The organism is Noviherbaspirillum sp., assembly GCF_035944575.1.
In the GTDB taxonomy this organism is placed as follows: Bacteria; Pseudomonadota; Gammaproteobacteria; order Burkholderiales; family Burkholderiaceae_D; genus Noviherbaspirillum.
In genome coordinates, this window is the sequence record NZ_DASZBA010000069.1 from 1 (window position 1) to 20,131 (window position 20,131).

General features: G+C 54.0%; 20 protein-coding genes. 12 read left to right on the forward strand and 8 right to left on the reverse strand.

Going from position 1 to position 20,131, the window contains the following annotated elements; genetic code table 11:
- Positions 1-262 precede the first annotated feature (262 nt).
- On the reverse strand, positions 263-1,465 hold the full coding sequence (locus VGU61_RS03840) for an ammonium transporter (protein ID WP_326857777.1): 1,203 nt from the start codon (positions 1,463-1,465) through the stop codon (positions 263-265).
- Between the two features lie 184 nt (positions 1,466-1,649).
- Here VGU61_RS03840 and aat point away from each other — a divergent pair, with 184 nt between their 5' ends.
- The 4 genes from aat to VGU61_RS03860 all read left to right on the forward strand — a co-directional run bounded on the left by aat (position 1,650) and on the right by VGU61_RS03860 (position 5,408).
- On the forward strand, positions 1,650-2,372 hold the full coding sequence (aat, locus tag VGU61_RS03845) for a leucyl/phenylalanyl-tRNA--protein transferase (RefSeq protein WP_326857778.1): 723 nt from the start codon (positions 1,650-1,652) through the stop codon (positions 2,370-2,372).
- 80 nt (positions 2,373-2,452) lie between these two features.
- Positions 2,453-3,178, forward strand: a complete 726-nt coding sequence (locus tag VGU61_RS03850; protein ID WP_326857779.1) for an arginyltransferase — start codon at positions 2,453-2,455, stop codon at positions 3,176-3,178.
- 92 nt (positions 3,179-3,270) lie between these two features.
- Positions 3,271-4,314, forward strand: coding sequence for a quinone-dependent dihydroorotate dehydrogenase (locus tag VGU61_RS03855; RefSeq protein WP_326857780.1), 1,044 nt, complete (start codon positions 3,271-3,273; stop codon positions 4,312-4,314).
- A 50-nt stretch (positions 4,315-4,364) separates the two neighbouring features.
- Positions 4,365-5,408, forward strand: coding sequence for an aldo/keto reductase (locus VGU61_RS03860; protein WP_326857781.1), 1,044 nt, complete (start codon positions 4,365-4,367; stop codon positions 5,406-5,408).
- 122 nt (positions 5,409-5,530) lie between these two features.
- Here the strand turns inward: VGU61_RS03860 and clpA are convergent, their stop codons facing one another.
- Together clpA and clpS are read right to left on the reverse strand one after the other, a co-directional pair.
- Entirely contained in the window at positions 5,531-7,831 is a 2,301-nt protein-coding gene (gene clpA / locus VGU61_RS03865; protein ID WP_326857782.1) for an ATP-dependent Clp protease ATP-binding subunit ClpA, read from the reverse strand.
- A complete protein-coding gene (gene clpS / locus VGU61_RS03870) occupies positions 7,828-8,136 on the reverse strand; it encodes an ATP-dependent Clp protease adapter ClpS (RefSeq protein WP_326857783.1) in 309 nt (102 codons plus the stop codon). The genes clpA and clpS overlap by 4 nt, the downstream gene beginning before the upstream one ends.
- A gap of 332 nt (positions 8,137-8,468) precedes the next feature.
- Here clpS and cspE point away from each other — a divergent pair, with 332 nt between their 5' ends.
- The 3 genes from cspE to VGU61_RS03885 all read left to right on the forward strand — a co-directional run bounded on the left by cspE (position 8,469) and on the right by VGU61_RS03885 (position 10,839).
- On the forward strand, positions 8,469-8,672 hold the full coding sequence (cspE, locus tag VGU61_RS03875) for a transcription antiterminator/RNA stability regulator CspE (protein WP_009665919.1): 204 nt from the start codon (positions 8,469-8,471) through the stop codon (positions 8,670-8,672).
- A gap of 179 nt (positions 8,673-8,851) precedes the next feature.
- Positions 8,852-10,207 (forward strand): cache domain-containing protein, encoded by a 1,356-nt coding sequence (locus VGU61_RS03880; RefSeq protein ID WP_326857784.1) that lies wholly within the window; start codon positions 8,852-8,854, stop codon positions 10,205-10,207.
- A gap of 2 nt (positions 10,208-10,209) precedes the next feature.
- The gene (locus VGU61_RS03885; RefSeq protein WP_326857785.1) at positions 10,210-10,839 is read left to right on the forward strand and encodes a response regulator transcription factor; all 630 of its coding nucleotides are present in this window, start codon (positions 10,210-10,212) and stop codon (positions 10,837-10,839) included.
- Positions 10,840-10,897: 58 nt separating this feature from the next.
- Here the strand turns inward: VGU61_RS03885 and icd are convergent, their stop codons facing one another.
- The gene (icd, locus tag VGU61_RS03890; RefSeq protein ID WP_326857786.1) at positions 10,898-12,151 is read right to left on the reverse strand and encodes an NADP-dependent isocitrate dehydrogenase; all 1,254 of its coding nucleotides are present in this window, start codon (positions 12,149-12,151) and stop codon (positions 10,898-10,900) included.
- A 255-nt stretch (positions 12,152-12,406) separates the two neighbouring features.
- On the opposite strand from icd, the gene VGU61_RS03895 reads away from it, so the two are divergent.
- Positions 12,407-12,964, forward strand: coding sequence for a pseudouridine synthase (locus VGU61_RS03895; protein WP_326857794.1), 558 nt, complete (start codon positions 12,407-12,409; stop codon positions 12,962-12,964).
- Positions 12,965-12,971: 7 nt separating this feature from the next.
- Here the strand turns inward: VGU61_RS03895 and VGU61_RS03900 are convergent, their stop codons facing one another.
- Together VGU61_RS03900 and VGU61_RS03905 are read right to left on the reverse strand one after the other, a co-directional pair.
- On the reverse strand, positions 12,972-14,096 hold the full coding sequence (locus tag VGU61_RS03900) for a HupE/UreJ family protein (protein ID WP_326857787.1): 1,125 nt from the start codon (positions 14,094-14,096) through the stop codon (positions 12,972-12,974).
- Positions 14,093-14,980 (reverse strand): tetratricopeptide repeat protein, encoded by an 888-nt coding sequence (locus VGU61_RS03905; protein WP_326857788.1) that lies wholly within the window; start codon positions 14,978-14,980, stop codon positions 14,093-14,095. The genes VGU61_RS03900 and VGU61_RS03905 overlap by 4 nt, the downstream gene beginning before the upstream one ends.
- A 508-nt stretch (positions 14,981-15,488) precedes the next feature.
- Here VGU61_RS03905 and VGU61_RS03910 point away from each other — a divergent pair.
- Both VGU61_RS03910 and VGU61_RS03915 read left to right on the forward strand, forming a co-directional pair.
- The gene (locus VGU61_RS03910; protein WP_326857789.1) at positions 15,489-15,701 is read left to right on the forward strand and encodes a hypothetical protein; all 213 of its coding nucleotides are present in this window, start codon (positions 15,489-15,491) and stop codon (positions 15,699-15,701) included.
- Positions 15,702-15,849: 148 nt separating this feature from the next.
- A complete protein-coding gene (locus VGU61_RS03915) occupies positions 15,850-16,260 on the forward strand; it encodes a DUF192 domain-containing protein (RefSeq protein WP_414691591.1) in 411 nt (136 codons plus the stop codon).
- A 116-nt stretch (positions 16,261-16,376) separates the two neighbouring features.
- On the opposite strand, the gene rpsT is transcribed toward VGU61_RS03915, so the two are convergent.
- The gene (gene rpsT, locus VGU61_RS03920; protein WP_326857790.1) at positions 16,377-16,640 is read right to left on the reverse strand and encodes a 30S ribosomal protein S20; all 264 of its coding nucleotides are present in this window, start codon (positions 16,638-16,640) and stop codon (positions 16,377-16,379) included.
- A 179-nt stretch (positions 16,641-16,819) separates the two neighbouring features.
- On the opposite strand from rpsT, the gene murJ reads away from it, so the two are divergent.
- Both murJ and VGU61_RS03930 read left to right on the forward strand, forming a co-directional pair.
- Positions 16,820-18,370, forward strand: a complete 1,551-nt coding sequence (murJ, locus tag VGU61_RS03925; protein WP_326857791.1) for a murein biosynthesis integral membrane protein MurJ — start codon at positions 16,820-16,822, stop codon at positions 18,368-18,370.
- A 71-nt stretch (positions 18,371-18,441) separates the two neighbouring features.
- Positions 18,442-19,281 (forward strand): SirB1 family protein, encoded by an 840-nt coding sequence (locus VGU61_RS03930; protein WP_326857792.1) that lies wholly within the window; start codon positions 18,442-18,444, stop codon positions 19,279-19,281.
- A 1-nt stretch (position 19,282) separates the two neighbouring features.
- Here the strand turns inward: VGU61_RS03930 and VGU61_RS03935 are convergent.
- Positions 19,283-20,131: ATP-binding cassette domain-containing protein (locus VGU61_RS03935; protein WP_326857793.1), on the reverse strand; the 849-nt coding region annotated here is incomplete at its 5' end.

The following is a 20,131-nucleotide window of genomic DNA, read 5'->3' on the forward strand; positions in this document are numbered from 1 at the left end:
CCCACGGTAGCCTATACCCTCAAGTCATATTTCGCCGATCTGAAGAAAGTCAAGAATGGCGAGGGCGCCTACGAACTGCATACATACGACATCACTAAAAAGCTGCGGCAACCCGGATAACAGGTCGTTGAGGGCTGCATAACCGGCTGGCCAATTTTTTTCAGCAAGCGCACAGGAAGAACTGCACCGCGCGCCAAAAAGCGGCACGATTCAATGCTTCAAGAGCGTGTTATAGCCTGCCGTTGCGTGGCAAACCCGGCATTCACCAGTTGGTTTCCCGTTCAGCCGTTGCGCTAATCCTGTGAATTGACAGGTCTGCGCCATCAAACTCTTCTTCAGGATCGAGGCGAATACCGACTAAGACTTTCAACGTCCCGTAAATGACTGCGCCTGCAAAAGCAGCGATGGTGATGCCCATTGCCGTGCCAATGAGCTGCGACATCAGAGCCACTCCGCCCAGTCCGCCCAAGGCCTTTTGGCCAAATATGCCGGCAGCGATACCACCCCAGGCGCCACACAATCCGTGCAGCGGCCAGACTCCCAGGACATCGTCAACTTTCCACTTGTTCTGCGTGAGCGTGAACATCCAAACAAACACCCCACCCGCGACGCCTCCGGTGACCAGTGCTCCAAGAGGATGCATCAAATCCGACCCGGCGCACACGGCAACCAGCCCGGCCAAAGGTCCGTTATAAACGAAGCCGGGGTCATTTTTCCCGACGGCGAGGGCAACCAGTGTGCCGCCGACCATGGCCATCAGGGAATTCAGCGCGACGAGGCCATTCATCTTGTCGAGCGTTTGCGCGCTCATCACATTGAAACCGAACCAGCCGACCGCAAGAATCCACGCGCCGAGGGCAAGAAAAGGAATGTTTGACGGTGGATGGGCGGAGATTGCGCCGTCTTTTGAATAGCGCCCACGGCGGGCACCGAGCAGCAAAATGGCGGGCAAGGCTGCCCAGCCCCCTACCGCATGCACGACCACGGAGCCCGCGAAGTCATGGAACTCGGCGGAAAATGCCTCTTTCAACCAGGCTTGGAAGCCAAAGCGCTGATTCCACACAATGCCTTCGAAAAACGGGTAAGCAAGACCAACCAGCAAGGCTGTGGCGACAATCTGTGGATAGAATTTTGCCCGTTCCGCGATGCCGCCGGAAATGATGGCAGGAATGGCCGCAGCAAATGTAAGGAGAAAAAAGAACTTTACCAGCTCGAATCCGTTTTTCGCCGCAAGCGTTTCCGCATCGGAGAAGAAACCGATGCCATATGCGATGCTGTACCCTACAAAGAAGTAAGCGATCGTCGACACAGCGAAGTCGACAAGGATTTTGACCAATGCATTGACCTGATTCTTCTTTCTAACTGTACCAAGCTCAAGAAATGCAAAACCCGCGTGCATTGCTAAAATCATAATCGCCCCGAGTAGTATAAATAGGGCGTCGGCTCCATTTTTTAGTGAATCCATTGCGCAAAACCTCCCGATAAAAGTGCATGCCTGAAATTGATTGCACTATGGAAGCAAAACTCGTTCCGTTTTAGTGCAATTATGCAAGCCATTGATTTTTATAAAGTTCTTATCCCATGGATTTTTCTCCATCCTTGCACGCACCAAATCAGGGCGACATGATGCGCTTCTTTGGGGAGGCCCTATGATTCCCTGGTTGGGTAGCGATACGCCTTTCCCCGATGTGTCGAAAGCATTAACTGAAGAAGACGGCGCGCCCGGTCTGCTCGCAGCAGGTGGAGATCTTTCGCCCCAGCGCTTGCTGGATGCTTATTGCCATGGAGTATTTCCTTGGTATTCCGCAGGGCAGCCGATCCTATGGTGGAGCACAGATCCCCGCATGGTTTTAATGACGGATCGATTTGTTATTTCACACAGTCTTAAAAAGACCCTCAAAAAGGTTCACAACAGCATGCGGATTGGAGGTCAATGGCAAGTTCGCTTCGACAGTGCGTTCGAGGAGGTCATGCGATCCTGTGCGGCACCACGCGGAGAAGGTGGCGGCACCTGGATTTCTGAAGAAATCGTACAGAGCTATACTGCCCTGCACCGTCTTGGGTATGCGCACTCTTCCGAGGTTTGGTTGGATGACGTATTGGTCGGCGGGGCGTATGGAATAGCAATCGGGAAAATGTTCTACGGCGAGTCGATGTTCGCGCGGGTCAGTGATGCATCAAAAGTGGCATTGACGTATTTGGTTTCCTTTCTAAGAGAACACGAAGTGAAGATGATTGACTGTCAACAGGAGACTTCTCATCTGGCATCGCTCGGCGCCTCCCCGATATCCCGGGCCGAATTTTTGACCCATTTAAAAACCGCTATCAACCAGCCCGCCATCGAGCGATGGAAGGTGCCAAATTTATTTTGACTTGTTGAGAAAAACACTTATGCCGTGTGGTCTAACGGTGTAAATTACTGATGTCAGCATCGCAGCTAGGTTAGACGTAAATGACGCATTTAAAAGACCTACCGTTCGCCACTCTGCAGTTCTACGCGACTGCCCCCTACCCGTGCAGCTACCTTGATGAGCGTCAGGCACGTTCTCAGGTCGCGACACCTTCGCATCTCATCAATGCCGATGTCTACTCCGAGCTCGTCAAGAATGGGTTCAGGCGTAGCGGCATTTTCACTTACCGCCCCTATTGCGACGGCTGCCAGGCATGCGTGCCGGTTAGGGTGAAAGCCAACGCGTTCACGGCGAGCCGCAGCCAGCGCCGGGCTTGGGTCAAGCACCAAAATCTTACGACGTGGGTGACCAATCTCGCTTACGTCCCCGAACACTACGATCTCTATCTGCGCTACCAGGCAGCGCGTCACGCCGGCGGCGGCATGGATCAGGACAGCCGCGATCAATACGCACAGTTCCTGCTCCAGAGCAAAGTCAACACGCGCCTTGTCGAATTCCGTGAAGAGGACGGCACGCTGCGCATGGTGAGCATTATCGACATCCTGAACGACGGTCTTTCATCGGTTTATACCTTCTATGATCCGGACGTAAGCGGTGCGTCATACGGCACCTATAACGTCCTATGGCAGATTGAACAGGCAAGACGCCTCGATATCCCTTTCGTTTATCTGGGATATTGGATTCAGGACAGCCCCAAGATGGCTTACAAGGTGAATTTCAAACCACTGGAAGCTCTGAGAAACGGGAAATGGGAAGACTGGTTCTGACGTTAAAATAGCGGTTTTCGTCTCGGCAAATCTGCGCCCTGGCTTCGCGTGATTCATGTTCGTTTCATGCAGCCGGTCAGATCCCGCAATCTATGCCCGATAAACTTCTCTACGCGCTTGCACGCCCTTTTCTTTTTTCTCTTGACCCGGAAGCTGCACACAACCTGACTCTGCCGTATTTAAGGCAGGCGGCCGGAATCGGATTGACGAACGTAATCCCCCGGCCGAAAGCAGATCCGCGAAAGGTCATGGACATTGTTTTTCCCAATCCAGTCGGCTTGGCCGCCGGTCTCGATAAAGACGGCGCTTACATTGACGGATTGGCATCGCTTGGATTCGGGTTCATCGAGGTAGGAACCGTGACGCCGCGTGCCCAGCCCGGCAATCCCAGGCCGAGAATGTTCCGATTACCGAAAGCCAATGCCATCATCAACCGGATGGGCTTCAACAATGGCGGCGTGGACGCATTCGTTTCAAACGTACAGGCATCCCGGTTCTATCAGAACAAGGAAGGCATACTTGGACTCAACATCGGAAAGAATGCCGATACACCGCTGGAACGCGCTGCAGACGACTATGTGCATTGCCTGGAAAAGGTGTATCCCTATGCGCATTACGTCACGGTGAACATTTCCTCCCCCAACACCAAAAATCTTCGTCAACTGCAGCAGTCGTCGGAGCTCGATGCGCTTCTGTCGAAATTGAAGGACACGCAGCATCGGCTTGCCGACCAGCACATGCGCTATGTTCCCATCACGCTTAAAATTGCGCCGGACATCGATGCAGAACAGATCAAGACGATCGCCGACGCCTTGGTCAGGCATAAAATCGACGGTGTGATCGCCACGAATACCACTATTTCGCGCAGTGCGGTGCGAGGGATGCAGCACGCTGAAGAAACAGGCGGATTGTCGGGCGCACCGGTACTGGAATTATCCACTTCGGTAATCCGCCAGTTGAAGAAGGAAATCGGTGACGCTTTACCGATCATTGGAGTCGGCGGCATCTTTTCCGGAAAAGATGCGCAGGCGAAGGTTGACGCAGGCGCGTCACTGGTTCAACTTTATACCGGATTAATATATCGCGGCCCGGCCCTTATTCGGGAGTGTGCAGCGTCATTGCGGAAATCACGTTAGAGTATTGTGCGACTCCGCATCATCACCTTCAATCAATGGTAACGAACAGCATGCAAAAAATTCGACTCGGCACGAGTGATTTGACAGTATCCAAAATCTGCCTCGGAACAATGACGTTCGGCGAACAAAACACCGAAGGCGAGGCGCACAGCCAACTTGATTACGCATTGGAACGGGGTATCAATTTCGTTGATGCCGCAGAGATGTATCCCGTGATGCCACGCGCTGAAACGCAAGGGCTGACCGAACGCTATATCGGCACCTGGCTGAAGAAATCAGGCAATCGAGACAAAGTGGTCCTGGCGACGAAAGTGGCCGGCCCGTCCCGCGGATTCGGGTGGATACGCAATGGCCGGACGGACTTCGATGCAGATAATCTCCGGGCGGCCGTTGACAGCAGCCTGCAGCGGCTGCAAACCGATTACATCGATTTGTACCAATTGCACTGGCCGAGCCGCAACGCACCGATCTTCGGTCAGCTAAGCTTCAATCCTGAAAAGGAGCGACCACATGTTGAAATCGATGCCACCCTCGAAGCATTGGATGCGTTGGTCAAGGCAGGAAAGATTCGCCATATCGGCGTGTCCAACGAAACCCCTTGGGGCGTTAGCGAATTCATCAAGCTGGCGGAGACCAAGGGTTTCCCCCGGATTGCATCCATTCAGAACGCCTACAACCTGGTGAATCGTAGCTACGAATCCGGCTTGGATGAAACCTGTTATCGCGAAAACGTCGGATTGCTTGCTTACAGCCCGCTCGCATTCGGCCAACTTACGGCGAAGTATCTGGATGATCCGAAAGCCCATGGACGCTTGACCATTTTCCCGCCAAACTGGAGTCCGCGTTACCTAAGACCATCGGTCATGAATGCGACGCGACGTTACGCCGAACTGGCACGCTCCAACGGCATGACGCCGGCGAAGCTTGCGCTCGCATGGTGCTATTCGCGCTGGTTCGTAGCATCAACCATCATCGGCGCAACCACCCTGGACCAGTTACAGGAAAATATCGATGCATTGTCCATCCAGCTTCCCGACAACGTTGTTGATGCAATCAATGCCATCCATCTCGAAATAACGAATCCAGCCCAATAGTGAGTCGCATCTACAAGCGCTTCTCCCGAAAGCCTGGAAAGCGGGCCAAGAGCCGCCTCGCCGCCCCATAAAAAAAGCCCGGTTCACCTGCATGAACCGGGCTTTTCAATATATGCGACTTGTTATTCGACTTCCAGCGTTTCCTCGGGAGCCGCGGGCGGGTCGATATCCCCTTCCGCAAAGTCGAGCTTGATCTGCTCCTTGTCGTCGAGATCGACCGTAACACGTCCGCCGGACACCAACCGGCCGAACAGCAACTCGTCCGCCAGCGCCTTGCGAATCATGTCCTGGATCAATCGGGACATCGGGCGGGCGCCCATCAACGGATCGAAGCCTTTCCGTCCCAGGAACTTGCGAAGGTTTTCGCTGAACACCGCCTCGACCTTCTTCTCGTGCAACTGCTCTTCCAGCTGCATCAGGAACTTGTCGACCACGCGCAGGATGATTTCCTCGTCCAGTGGACGGAAGCTGATGATCGCATCAAGACGGTTCCGGAACTCCGGCGTGAACATCCGTTTGATGTCGGCCATTTCGTCGCCGGCTTCCTTCTTGTCGGTGAACCCGATCGAACGCTTCTGCAGGCTTTCCGCGCCGGCATTCGTCGTCATGACGATGATGACATTGCGGAAGTCAGCCTTGCGTCCGTTGTTGTCGGTCAGCGTGCCGTGATCCATCACCTGCAACAGGATATTGAAGATATCCGTGTGTGCCTTCTCAATTTCGTCCAGCAGCAGGACGGCGTGCGGCTTCTTGGTGATTGCTTCGGTGAGCAAACCACCCTGGTCGAAACCTACATAACCCGGCGGCGCACCGATGAGTCGGCTTACCGCGTGACGCTCCATGTATTCCGACATATCGAAACGGATCAGGTCAATGCCCAGGATGAATGCCAACTGCTTCGCGACTTCGGTTTTGCCGACGCCCGTCGGACCGGAGAACAGGAACGAGCCGATAGGCTTGTCTGTCTTGCCAAGACCGGCACGTGCCATCTTGATTGCGGAGCCCAAAGCCTCGATTGCAGGATCCTGACCAAACACCACGTTCTTGAGATCGCGGTCGATGGTCTGCAGCTTGGTGCGGTCGTCCTGGTTGACGGTCTGCGGCGGAATACGAGCGATCTTCGAGATGATGTCTTCGATCTCGGATTTGCCGATGGTCTTCTTCTGTTTCGACTTCGGCAGAATGCGCTGAGCCGCCCCTGCCTCATCGATCACATCGATTGCCTTGTCCGGCAAATGACGGTCATTGATGAACCGAGCTGCCAGTTCAGCCGCCGATGTCAGCGCTGAAGACGAGTACTTGACGCCATGGTGCTCTTCGAAGCGCGATTTCAATCCGCGCAGGATTTGCACTGTTTGCTCAACCGTTGGCTCATTCACGTCGATTTTCTGGAATCGACGGGACAACGCATGATCCTTCTCGAACACGCCACGGAATTCGGTATAAGTCGTCGCGCCGATGCACTTCAACTGTCCGCTCGACAAAGCCGGTTTGAGCAGATTAGACGCATCCAGCGTGCCACCGGACGCCGATCCGGCACCGATGATCGTATGGATCTCATCGATAAACAGGATGCCTTGCGGATTGTCCTTCAACTGCTTGAGAACGGCCTTCAGGCGCTGCTCAAAATCGCCGCGATACTTCGTACCGGCCAACAACGCGCCCATGTCAAGCGAGTACACCACGGCGTTTTGCAGCACTTCGGGAACATCGCCCTGCGTCACGCGCCAGGCGAGCCCTTCGGCGATCGCGGTCTTCCCGACACCGGCCTCACCAACCAGCAACGGATTATTTTTACGGCGACGGCACAAGGTCTGGATGACACGTTCTACTTCGGACTCGCGCCCGATCAATGGATCAATCTTGCCTTCGGCCGCCAGTTTGTTCAGATTCTGGGTGAACTGATCAAGCGGGCTTTCTTTCTGCTGACCTTCGGCTTGTGCGTCTTCGGCACCTTCCGGCGCTTTCTGAGAATCGGTTTGCTGATCCTTGCGGACACCATGCGAAATGAAATTCACTACATCAAGTCGCGTGACGCCTTGTTGATGCAGGTAATACACCGCGTGCGAGTCCTTCTCGCCGAAAATGGCGACCAACACGTTCGCGCCGGTCACTTCCTTCTTGCCATTCGATGCCGACTGGACATGCATGATGGCTCGCTGGATCACTCTCTGGAAACCGAGTGTGGGCTGCGTATCGACTTCGCTTGTGCCCGGAACCGTCGGCGTATTGTCACTGATGAAATTCGTCAGCGTTTTTCGCAAGTCTTCAATATTCACTGCGCATGCGCGCAGCACTTCAGCTGCCGACGGATTGTCTAGCAGTGCGAGCAACAAGTGCTCGACGGTGATGAACTCATGCCGTGCCTGACGAGCTTCGACAAAAGCCATGTGCAAACTAACTTCCAATTCCTGCGCAATCATGCTTCCTCCATCACGCATTGCAGGGGGTGCCCTGCCTTTCGAGCGTGGGTTAACACTAATTCGACCTTCGTGGACGCGATATCCTTAGGATACACGCCGCACAAACCTTTTCCATCACGATGAACCTTGAGCATGATCTGCGTCGCGGTTTCTCGATCTTTGTTGAAGTACTCCTGAATGATTGCCACAACAAACTCCATCGGAGTGTAATCGTCGTTCAGAAGCAGCACTTGATACATCGGCGGTGGCTTGAGCTTCTCCTCTTGCCTAGCAAGTACTGTACCGTTGTCATGCTTAGTTGCCATGCGTTTATTCTAAAAAAGTCCAAATTCCTTAACGGACAAGTAAAACCATTCTATATGTGTTTGCCGATGTTACGCCGTTTCAGGATAGTGCGCAGATGTAGACCGAATCCATTAAAACAAGAGTACAGTACTATCGTGATTGTAAAAACTCAAAACTGTCAGAAATGCGCCTTGACTTTTACAATTTTTGGGGGAACAATGGTAATTATTGAAATTGCAGTACTTATGCGATTGTCAATATGAAGTGAGCAAGGTTTAGGAGGGGGCTGCGTTACGCGAGGCTTCTTGCTTATACGGCTCGTGTGATTAGTTCTTATTTGAAAGACGCTTTTATGGCAACAGGTACCGTTAAGTGGTTCAATGACTCCAAAGGCTTCGGATTTATCACTCCGGATGACGGCGGTGAAGATTTGTTCGCCCACTTTTCCGCAATCCAGATGAACGGCTTCAAGACCCTCAAAGAAGGTCAAAAAGTCCAGTTCGAAGTAACGCAAGGCCCCAAAGGCAAGCAAGCTTCAAACATTCAAGCCCCCTAATCACGCCGATTAGCAAGAGCAAGAGAAGCCCCGCAGAAGCGGGGTTTTTTTTCGCCTTGAAGCTGTATGGCATATTCTTCACTACAAAGCGCTTTTTTACAGCCCCGCCTATATCGTCCTTTCTCCCGCCAAGCTAAATACATTTGCTGTTGCTCAAAATATCGTTAAAGTCATGCGCTATGAAACTCCGGCAAAAAGTTATTCTCCTTGCGATCACACCGCTCATCATAGCGCTGATCGCTATTGCGCTGGCCGTCAGGTATCAAGCTACCGTTCTCGCGGATCAGCAGCGTGCGTCAGTCGAGGCAGCTTATTTGGCCAGCAAGGAAGCCGAATTACGGCATTATGTCGCGCTCGCTACTCAGTCAATCGATCATTTGTACGACTCTGGCCGCAAAGATGAAGCCACATTGAATGAGGCGAAGGCAATCCTGGCCAAGTTGAATTTCGGAGACGACGGCTACTTCTTTGTTTATGATCTTAACGGCAACAATTTGATGCACCCTAGGCAGCCGGAGTTAATTGGCCGAAATTTATGGGAGATGCGAGATGCCAGCGGAAGACCAACGATCCAGCTACTGACCGCCCGCGCCAAGGAAGGCGGCGGTTTTCAGCGTTACCTATGGGAAAAGCCATCGGCCGGAAAAATCGCGCCCAAATTGGGTTATGTCGTGATGCTGGAGCGTTGGGGATGGATGCTGGGAACGGGCATCTACATGGACGATGTCGACGCCGCCATTTCGAAGATTGACACTCAGATATCCGGCAACATTCACAATACGATGATCTGGATCGCCGGCATTGCGATCACAGGCGCATTGATCATTGCCATATCCGGGCTGGCTTTGAATATCAGCGAATATCGCGTCGCCGATGCAAAACTCAAAGCCCTTGCGCAACGTGTGGTGCGCTCCCAGGAGGATGAACGTGCGCGTCTTTCGCGAGATTTGCACGACAGCATCAGTCAATTGCTGGTGTCGATCAAGTTGCAGATCGAATCAGGAATTGCCAAACTTTCATCACATGCTGCCCGACCAGAATTCGCCCGGTTGTCTTTTGATCGCGCAGCTGGACAATTGAATGATGTACTTGGCGAAGTGCGCCGGATTTCCCATGACCTGCGGCCGGCACTTCTGGATGATCTGGGACTTGCAGCGGCGCTTGATCATTTGACGCGTGAGTTTTCGGAGCATAGTTCGCTCTCGTTCGATTTTGAAAATATCGGCACGACAGATGGACTGAGCGACGTTGGGAACACGGTATTGTTCCGCATCGCGCAAGAGGCACTTACTAACATCAAGCGCCACGCCGTCGCATCTCATGCCAGTGTGCGACTGGTCGGGAACAATCAATGCGTCCAATTGCTTGTTTCCGATAACGGTGTAGGCTTCGATGTCGCACAGATTGCACAGCATCCTAAACGTGGCATCGGCTTGCGCAATATGCATGAGCGATTGGAAGCAGTTGGCGGAAAACTGCTTTTGACATCCTCTGCAGATGGTACTCAAGTCATCGCAACTCTACCAAGATCCTAAAAATGCTTACTCAAGCCTTCGTTCATATCCTGTTGGTTGATGATCATCCGCTTGTGCGGGATGGCTTGCGCGCACGACTAGAAACGATTCCGCAGTTTGCCGTTGTTGCGGAGGCCGGTTCGGCTGACGAAGCTTTGGAGTACGCCGCGTCGCACACAATTGATTTGGCATTGATGGATATCAATCTGAACGGCAAGAGCGGTATCGAGCTTACTGGTCGATTCAATGCGCTATATCCGGAAATTGCGGTCTTGATGCTTAGCATGCATGACAAGGCTGAATATGTCATGCAGGCAATACAGGCTGGTGCGCGTGGGTATGTACTGAAGGATGCGCCGGCGATGGACATCATTACAGCCATTGATACAGTCATGTCAGGCGGTATTTACTACAGCGCCGGATTGGCGAGACAGCTTGCCCGGCCAATGTCGCCAGCGCTCCTGCTGACGCCGCGCGAAAGAGAAGTGTTGCAGCGCATTGCGACCGGAAAGTCGAATAAACATATTGCACGTGAACTTGACCTCAGCGTCCGCACGATAGAAACCCATCGCCTGAATATCAAACGCAAACTTGGCATTGAGGGACAGGCCGACCTGATACGGTTTGCCCTTGAACAGACACTCGTCAAATAACGAAAAGTGCAATAAAAAAGGCCGGACATCATCCGGCCTTTCGTGCATCAAGACATAATTACATGTTTTCGATCATCACTTCACCGAAACCGGAACACGACACTTGCGTCGCGCCTTCCATCAGGCGTGCAAAGTCATAAGTTACCTTCTTCGAATTGATTGATTTTTCCATCGAACTGATGATGAGATCGGCCGCTTCAAGCCATCCCATGTGACGCAGCATCATTTCCGCGGACAGAATCAGCGAACCCGGATTGACGTAATCCTTGCCTGCGTACTTCGGCGCTGTACCGTGCGTGGCTTCAAACATGGCAACGGAATCGGACATGTTGGCACCCGGCGCAATACCGATACCGCCAACCTGCGCAGCCAGGGCGTCGGAAATATAGTCGCCGTTCAGGTTCAAGGTAGCGATCACGCTGTACTCGTTCGGGCGCAACAGGATCTGCTGCAGGAAAGCGTCAGCAATCGAATCCTTGACGGTAATCTCACGCCCGGTCTTCGGATTCTTGAATTTGCACCATGGACCGCCATCGACCAGCTGCGCGCCGAATTCGTTTTGCGCCAGCGCATAACCCCAATCACGGAAGCCGCCTTCCGTGTACTTCATGATGTTGCCCTTGTGCACGATCGTCACCGATGGCTTGTCGTTGTCGATCGCGTACTGAATTGCCTTGCGTACCAGGCGTTCCGTCCCCTCGCGCGATACCGGCTTCACGCCGATGCCGGATGTCTGCGGGAAGCGGATCTTTTTGACGCCCATTTCCTTGACCAGGAAGTCGATCAGCTTCTTGGCACCGTCGGAGCCTTCCTGCCATTCGATACCGGCATAGATGTCCTCGGAGTTTTCGCGGAAGATCACCATGTCGGTCTTTTCCGGCTCACGCACCGGCGACGGTACGCCCTTGAAGTAACGAACCGGGCGCAGGCAGACATACAGGTCGAGTTCCTGGCGAAGTGCCACGTTCAGCGAACGGATACCGCCGCCGACCGGCGTTGTCAGCGGTCCCTTGATGGACACGACATACTCTTTCAATACCTGGAGTGTTTCCTCGGGCAGCCAGACGTCCGGGCCATATACCTTGGTTGATTTCTCGCCGGCGTAAATTTCCATCCAGCTGATCTTGCGCTTGCCGCCGTATGCTTTGGCAACTGCCGCGTCCACCACCTTGATCATGACCGGACTGATATCCACGCCCGTCCCGTCACCTTCCAGGTAGGGAATGATGGGATTGTCAGGAACGCTCAGGGAAAAATCGGCATTAACGGCAATTTTCTTGCCATCGGCAGGCACTTTGATATGTTGATACATCTTAGGCTCCGGGGTTAAGGAGAAAAAGAGAGGGCCGTTGTACGGCAGCTTTATGGCGGATGTCTTATATAAGACATAAGACAGCGTTTCGTATTATGCACGAGTATTTTACTAGATGCCATCAATTTGCGAGCCAGAAACCGCGAAGCCGCTTAAACCGCAAGGTCTTCGGCTACTTGCCGGCCGGGCTGTACAATCCGATCCAGCGCCGGGCATCCTGCAATCCGGGTTGCCATTTTGTTAGAAAAGCTTAGCATGGCCCTCATTTTATTCAATAAGCCCTATCAGGTGATGTGCCAGTTTTCGCGGCATCCGACGCGTCCCACGCTAGCCGATTACATTCAACTGCCCGGTATTTATCCTGCAGGTCGTCTCGATGCGGATAGTGAGGGGCTGATGCTGCTGACGGATGATGGTCAGTTGCAGCACCAGATCAGCCATCCCGAGCGCAAAGTCATCAAAACCTATATCGCGCAAGTGGAGGGAGTCCCCGATCCGGCGTCATTAAACAAGCTTCGGCAGCCGATCAATCTAGGTGATTTCACGACTCGTCCATGCGAGGCAGCGCACATCCATGCGCCTGATTGGCTTTGGCCGCGCGAGCCTGCCATCAGGCAGCGTGCGGACAGGCCGACGTCATGGCTGTTGATCCGAATCTCGGAAGGTAAAAACAGGCAGGTGCGCCGCATGACGGCGGCAGTAGGCTTGCCTACCCTGAGGCTCATCAGAATCGCGATCGGCGCCGTATCTCTGGAAACTCATCCCTTGTGGCCGGGTGACTGGCGTGAAATTTCCATCAATGCGCTTTCGTAAACCCGGCTCAAATCGGCAAAAACTCCAGATCGAAAGCCCGTTCGATGAACCAGGCCAGCGCCAGGGCTGCAATCAGCAACGAGCCGCCGATCAGCACTGCTTTTCGGTAGAACACTCCGCGACGTAAAACGAAAGCGATCGGCAGGAATACCGCGACGATCGCCAGTTGCCCTACTTCAACACCGATGTTGAAACCAATCAAGGTGAGCAGCAACGCATCCTGCGGCAGACCCAGATCGCTTAATACACTCGCAAAGCCGAAACCGTGGATCAGGCCAAACAGGAATGCCATTGCCCAACGCCGTTCGCTGAACAGCGGGAATATATTGTTGAGTGCGGCTATCACGACCGATGCAGCAATTGTCGACTCCACCAGTCGCGAAGGCAGGCTAACAACCCCGAGCGTTGCAAGGCTGAGTGTGATTGAGTGCGCGACCGTGAATGCGGTCACAATTTTCAATACTGTCCAGAATGCCGGAGCGAACGCATGCACCGCATGCCACTCCTTATTTTCCCGGCATAACACCGCGGGAAGAAGCAATGCCAACAAGAACAAAATGTGGTCGAAACCGATCCAGATATGCCAGACGCCCTCTGCGCAAAAATCGAGAAACTGTTGAAGCTTATCGGGCCGACCCAGCGTGAATTCCTGCGTCGCTTTGTCAGGCGTGAAGATTGCCGAGCTGCTTGCTCCCTCGTACTGAAGTCGCAATAGCCCTTTATGTTGCGGATCGATGTCGAAGAACAGACTGTACCGCGCACTTAAAACTTCAATCGGGAAGTCGCATTGCGCCGTGAAGCGTAGAACTGCATAGGTGCCATCCGTATGCTCATCAACAAGATGCTCGGACACCGATGACGGACATGCCCTCCCGCCGCTGGACAATGCCAGCCGTGACATCGAATAGGCAGCAATCTCCGCATGCCTTGCACGCACCTCTCCCCAAGTGATCTGGGCGTCGCCGTTGGCGTCCAGTCCGATGGCGAAATCAATATCGCGCAGCGAGATATCCCATTGTCCTTCGACGAGATTGCCGCTGGCTTTGAGGGTCAGGTAACTATCGCTCGGTTTGTGGGCGTGTGCATTAAAAGTACTGGCAAGGAAACAAAGAAGCAGGAACAGGCGACTCATTTGCCTCCCCCTTGCAACTGGCGGCCGAGACTGTTCAGGTAAGCGTCTTCTATTTTGCTTTCCGACAGCCATTGCAGTACCGGCTGAGCAGCCTTGGCATCTTTCGCTGCAATTCCAGCCTCAAGATAAATCCGAGCGTCGCGCGGCTCCCGCTGCACCTTCCAATTATCCTGCGCAAGCGCCAAAGCCTTTTTTGCATCTTTTTGCGCGTAGAGCGCGAAACGCGCTTCTTCTTGCTGGTGCACAGTTTCGCCTCGCCGTTGTGCCGCCTCGAATCGAGCAGCCAAGACTGCCTCATGCTCCCTGGCAACCGACATGTTCAGCGCACGCTCGGCAAAGGCCAATCGCAACAGCAATACGTCGGACCGCACCTTGTCGTTCAGCAGTTTGACCACATCGCCAGGCCTTTTCAGATCAAGAAGCAGATCTGCATAAGCGGCAAGCAGGAAACCATCGGTGATGTTGAATGCCAATGCCTGCTTGTAATGCATTTCAGCGACATCGAGCCGCTGCAGTCGCTCGGCCAGTTCAGCCAGACGGATATGCGCCCACAATTTTTCGGAAATGCTCGCCTGCGGATGCCTCTTCAAGGTCGCGCTAAGGGATTGATAGGCAGCATCAGCTTTGCCTGTCAGACCGTCGACCATTGCTTCGCAGCCGGTGGCGATCAGCTCCGCGACCTGACGGATAGCGCGGCAATCGACCCTAGCCTGGTCGTACCGAGCCTGCACGATATGGATGATTGCGCGAAGCGTTCTCGCTTCGCTATTCTTGGGTTCGCGTTCGATGACTTGCCCGAGATCAGCCAGCGCCCCGGCAAAGTCATGCCTGAACTGACCTAGACTTGCGCGCAAAATTAAGACGTCTGTCGGCGGATCGGACATGGTCCACCATGGAGCCAGCGCCGCTTGCGCATATCCGAGGTAGCGAGGATCGCCCTCCTCGCCAACCAGGCTGTAATAGCGGCGCGCCAACCGGACCGCGGTGGCCAGATCGTTCGGAGTGCGTTGCAAGTCAGCACGCATTTGCCTCAACTCCCGGGAAACCGGGTCGTTCGCCTTGAAGGGCAGAGTCTCCAATACTTGGCTATCGTCAGCGGGTATATAGGGTGCCGCAGCTGTAACCATGGGCGCAATGAGCAGTACGGCATGAATGGAGACGACAGCAGTGCGAAAGCGCATGGATAATCCCTGAAATGAGGCTGACCGGCAAGGCTTTACATCATAGCAAGCCGCTTACGTCAACGCGGATTCGCACTGTGGCACGATGCAAGTATTTATGGATTTCACGCAGGTCAATTGTCAACCGGCATTCTTGCCTGTCGTTATTAGAATTGCTTCACCAAAACTCAAGTTGCTAAACATATATCAATTCCTATCTTAAGGCCCTATCATGAAAAAGCTGATCGCCGCGTTAGTTACCGGACTGTTTGCCACTTCCGTATTTGCTGCCGGCCATGCTGCCGCTCCAGCCGCAACTCCGGCAGCGGCTCCTGCCGCAGCAGACACGCCAGCTCCTAAAGTAAACAAAACAAAAGCGAAGAAGGCCAAGGCTAAAAAGGTGAAGAAAGCGGCGGAGACAAAAGCCGCTTCAGCAGCCAAGTAATCCGGCGATCGACATGACAAAAGGCAGGCCTAGCCTGCCTTTTTTGTTTATTCTTTGAGTTTGTTCAGGATAGCCTTATCAGACAGGTGAACAGCACATGACCAGATCCCTATTTTTTTCTACTAAATGGATACCGGTTCTTGCGGGGATGGGAACGGCTTTGGCAATGGCCCAACAGCCTGCAAAGTTTCCCGTAGTTCCTCTCACAGCCGGAATTCACGTTATCAAAGCCGAAGTCGCCGCCAATGATGCGGAGCGCCAGCAGGGATTAATGTATCGGCAAAAACTTGGGCCTAACGAGGGTATGGTGTTTCTGTTTGACGGGCCGGCCGGCATCTGCATGTGGATGAAAAATACATATATTCCCCTCTCGGTCGCATTTCTCGACGAAAGTGGAAAGATCATCAACATTGAAGATATGCAGCCTGAGACGACTGATTCACATTGCGCAAAGAAGCCGGCGCGCTATGCATTGGAAATGAACTTGGGATGGTTCAAACAGAAAAATATTAAACCGGGCACCTTGATCGAAGGATTGCCGAAGCAAAGCCGGAATTGATATTGAAGCAGGCATAAAAAGCAGACACGACAAAAGCCCGCATGACAATGTCATGCGGGCTTTTGTGTTGTTCTAACCGGATCAGTCCGACCGTATAAGACCGGACAGGAAAGATATTAGGCCAGCGCTTTCAACGCAGCTGCAAGGCGGCTCTTGTGACGAGCGGCTTTATTCTTGTGGATGATTTTCTTGTCAGCGATACGATCGATGGTCGAGATCGAATTTTGAAACACCTGCGTCGCTGCAGCCTTGTCGCCTGCTTCGATTGCCTTGCGGACAGCCTTGACTGCCGTGCGCAGCGTCGAACGCTGGCTGGAATTGTGTGCGTTTTGCTTGACTGCTTGACGAGCACGTTTGCGCGCTTGTGCGGTATTTGCCATGAATGGTTCCTAGAACGAAATCGAACTGCGTACGCAGATTGCGAGACAGAATTCAGTAAAGCCGCAGATTATATCGGCTTTTCGGAAAATGGGCAATTTGCTGCAAACCCGTCTTAACGCCACGCAGGCCGGCATTTCATGCCGTCGAGTGCATTGACCAGCGGCTATAATGGCGCCCCATGAATCTGCACAAAACGCTGGCTACAGTCTCCGGCATGACCATGCTCTCCCGAGTGACGGGCTTGCTTCGTGAACTGTTGATCGCAAGGGCCTTCGGCGCATCCGCCTATACCGACGCTTTCTTTGTTGCCTTCCGCATACCGAATCTGCTCAGACGATTATTCGCGGAAGGGGCATTTTCGCAGGCGTTCGTTCCTATCCTGGCAGAGTATCGCAATCAAAAAGGCAACGAGCCCACCAAACAATTGGTCGACCATGTCGCCACCATCCTCACCTGGGCCTTATTAGCGACCTGCGCTCTCGGCATCATTGCGGCTCCGGCCATAGTCTATTTCATTGCCACCGGCCTGAAGTCCGACGCCGATGCCTTTGCGAGTTCCGTCACTATGACCCGAATCATGTTTCCCTATATCGGATTCATGTCCTTCGTCGCATTGGCGGGCGGCATTCTCAATACATGGCGTGAATTCCGGGTTCCGGCGTTCACGCCGGTGCTTCTCAACCTGTCTTTCATAGCTGCATCACTCTTTGCAGCGCCTCACCTTTCACAACCGGTGTACGCCTTGGCGGGCGCAGTATTTGTCGGTGGCGTACTTCAGCTTGCGTTTCAGCTTCCTGCGCTGCGCAAGATAAGCATGCTGCCGCGTATTTCCTTCAACCCCAAAGCGGCATTGAAGGATGAAGGGGTCCGCCGGGTCCTGAAACAAATGGTGCCGGCCACCTTCGCCGTCTCGGTCGCACAGATTAGCCTGATCATCAACACAAACATCGCATCGCACCTGGAAAATGGCAGCGTTTCCTGGCTGTCATACGCGGACCGGTTGATGGAATTTCCGACTGCATTGCTTGGCGTCGCCCTGGGCACAATCCTTCTGCCCAGCCTGGCGAAAGCCCATGCCGACGCGGATAAGGATGAATATTCTTCCTTGCTTGACTGGGGTTTGCGGCTGACTTTCCTGCTTGCCTTGCCATCGGCGGTCGGACTCGCGACATTGTCGGAACCACTTACCGCTACCTTATTTCATTACGGCAAATTCGATCAGGAATCGGTCGCAATGACCGGACGCGCATTGATTGCGTATGGCGTCGGGTTGATCGGATTGATTCTGGTAAAGATATTGGCCCCGGGCTTCTATGCAAAACAGGACATCAAGACACCGGTGAAGATTGCTATCCTCGTCCTAATTGCCACCCAGCTGATGAACCTGGTATTCGTTCCCTGGATAGCCCATGCCGGCCTGGCTTTGTCGATCGGCCTTGGGGCCTGCATCAATGCCATCTTTCTCTATTGGGGGCTGCGTCGGCGCGGAATTTATGTAGCTAATAAGGGTTGGCTGCTGTTTCTGGTACGCCTGGCCGGCGCCCTGCTGCTGCTTGCGGGTGTTGCCTTGTGGACGGCAGGCCAGTTCGATTGGCTTGCCTTGCAAGCGCATCCGCTGTGGCGTGTCGGCGCCCTGACCGCGGTCCTGCTCGCCTGCGGCATCACCTATTTCGGCGCCCTGCTCGCGATGGGATTCAGGTTCAGCGATTTCAAGCGCACATCGTCATAAATCGGGCACCGGGCATTTTTATGCCCTACCGGCCTTCTCTTGCCGGCTCCATGGTTATATGATGGTTCTGTATGATGATCAGTGCTCTCGATTACTTCACTTCGCTGGTTCAGCAGGATGACGACATTCCCTTGTTCGAAGCCGCCTTGGCCATTGCACAGGATGTCGATCCGCAACTGGACCTTGCTGCCACACAGGCCGAGGTCGACCTGTTTGCCGCCAATCTCCAGCGCAGGCTCGCGTCGGATGCGTCAAGCATCCAGAAACTGCGCATGCTCAATCACTTCTTCTATCAGGAGCTGGGGTTTGGCGGAAACGTCAACAATTACTACGACCCGGACAATAGCTATCTGCACCGCGTGATCCATACTCGCCGCGGGATTCCGATTTCGCTCGCGGTGATCTACATGGAGCTTGCGCAACAGATCGGATTGAACGTCAAGGGCATTTCATTCCCCGGACATTTCCTGATGAAACTGTCCGTGCAATCCGGCGAAATCATTCTTGATCCGTTCAATGGCGCCAGCCTGTCCCGGGAGGAGCTGGAAGAAAGACTGGAACCGTATGCCGAGGAGTATGGGGATTCCGACGATCTGACGCTGGCCGCCTATCTGCATGCCGCGCACCCGCGAGACATCCTGGTGCGGATGCTGCGCAATCTGAAGGCCCTGTTCGCGGAACACAGGCGCTGGCAACGCCTGCTCGGTGTGCAGGAGCGCCTGATTATCCTGCTTCCTGACGAGATTGCAGAGCGACGCGACCGCGGCCTCACCTATGCCAACCTGCAATGCCCGAAAGCGGCCCTGCATGACCTGGAAGCATATTTATCGGAGAGGCCCTATGCGACCGATGCCGACATGCTGCGGACCCGCCTGCCTGAATTACGCGAAGCAAGCCGCCGGCTGAACTGAATCAGCCGTTGGCTTTTGCCTCGATCGCTTCCCATTTTTCCAGGCTTTCCATCAGCAGCACATCGATCTCGGCGAAGCGCTGATTCAGGCGCTGCACTTCGGCGACCTGCTGGTAGATTTCCGGGTCCGCCAGTTTTTCCGTAATCGATTTTTGCTCGCGTTCCAGATCGGCGATGAGTGCCGGCAAGGTTTCCAGTTCGCGCTGTTCCTTGTAGCTCAGTTTCTTCTGCTTCGGCGCAGGCTGGGCCTCTTTTGCAGCCGGCTTGCTTTCCTGCTTTGGCGCAGCCTTGACCGGCACCGGCTGTACCGCCCTCACCCGTTCCCAATCGCTATAGCCGCCGACATACTCGCGCCACATGCCATTGCCCTCGGCAACAATCACCTGCGTCACCACATTGTCGAGAAAGGTGCGGTCATGGCTGACCAGGAACACGGTGCCGCTGTACTCTTCGAGCAATTCCTCCAGCAGCTCCAGCGTATCGATATCCAGGTCATTGGTCGGCTCGTCCAAAACCAGGACGTTGGCCGGCTTCGCGAACAGCCGCGCCAGCAGCAGGCGATTGCGCTCGCCGCCCGACAGCGATTTCACCGGCGACCGCGCACGTTCGGGCGCAAACAGAAAATCGCTCAGGTAGGTCATCACATGCTTGCGCTGGCCGTTGATTTCTACCCATTCGCTGCCGGGAGAAATCGTATCGGCAAGACTGGTCTCTTCGTTCAGTTGCGCACGCATCTGGTCGAAGTAGGCAATCTGCAGGCGCGCGCCCTGCTTCACCGTACCGCCGTCGGGATTTTCCTCGCCGAGGATCAATCTGAGCAAGGTGGTTTTTCCGGCGCCGTTCGGGCCGAT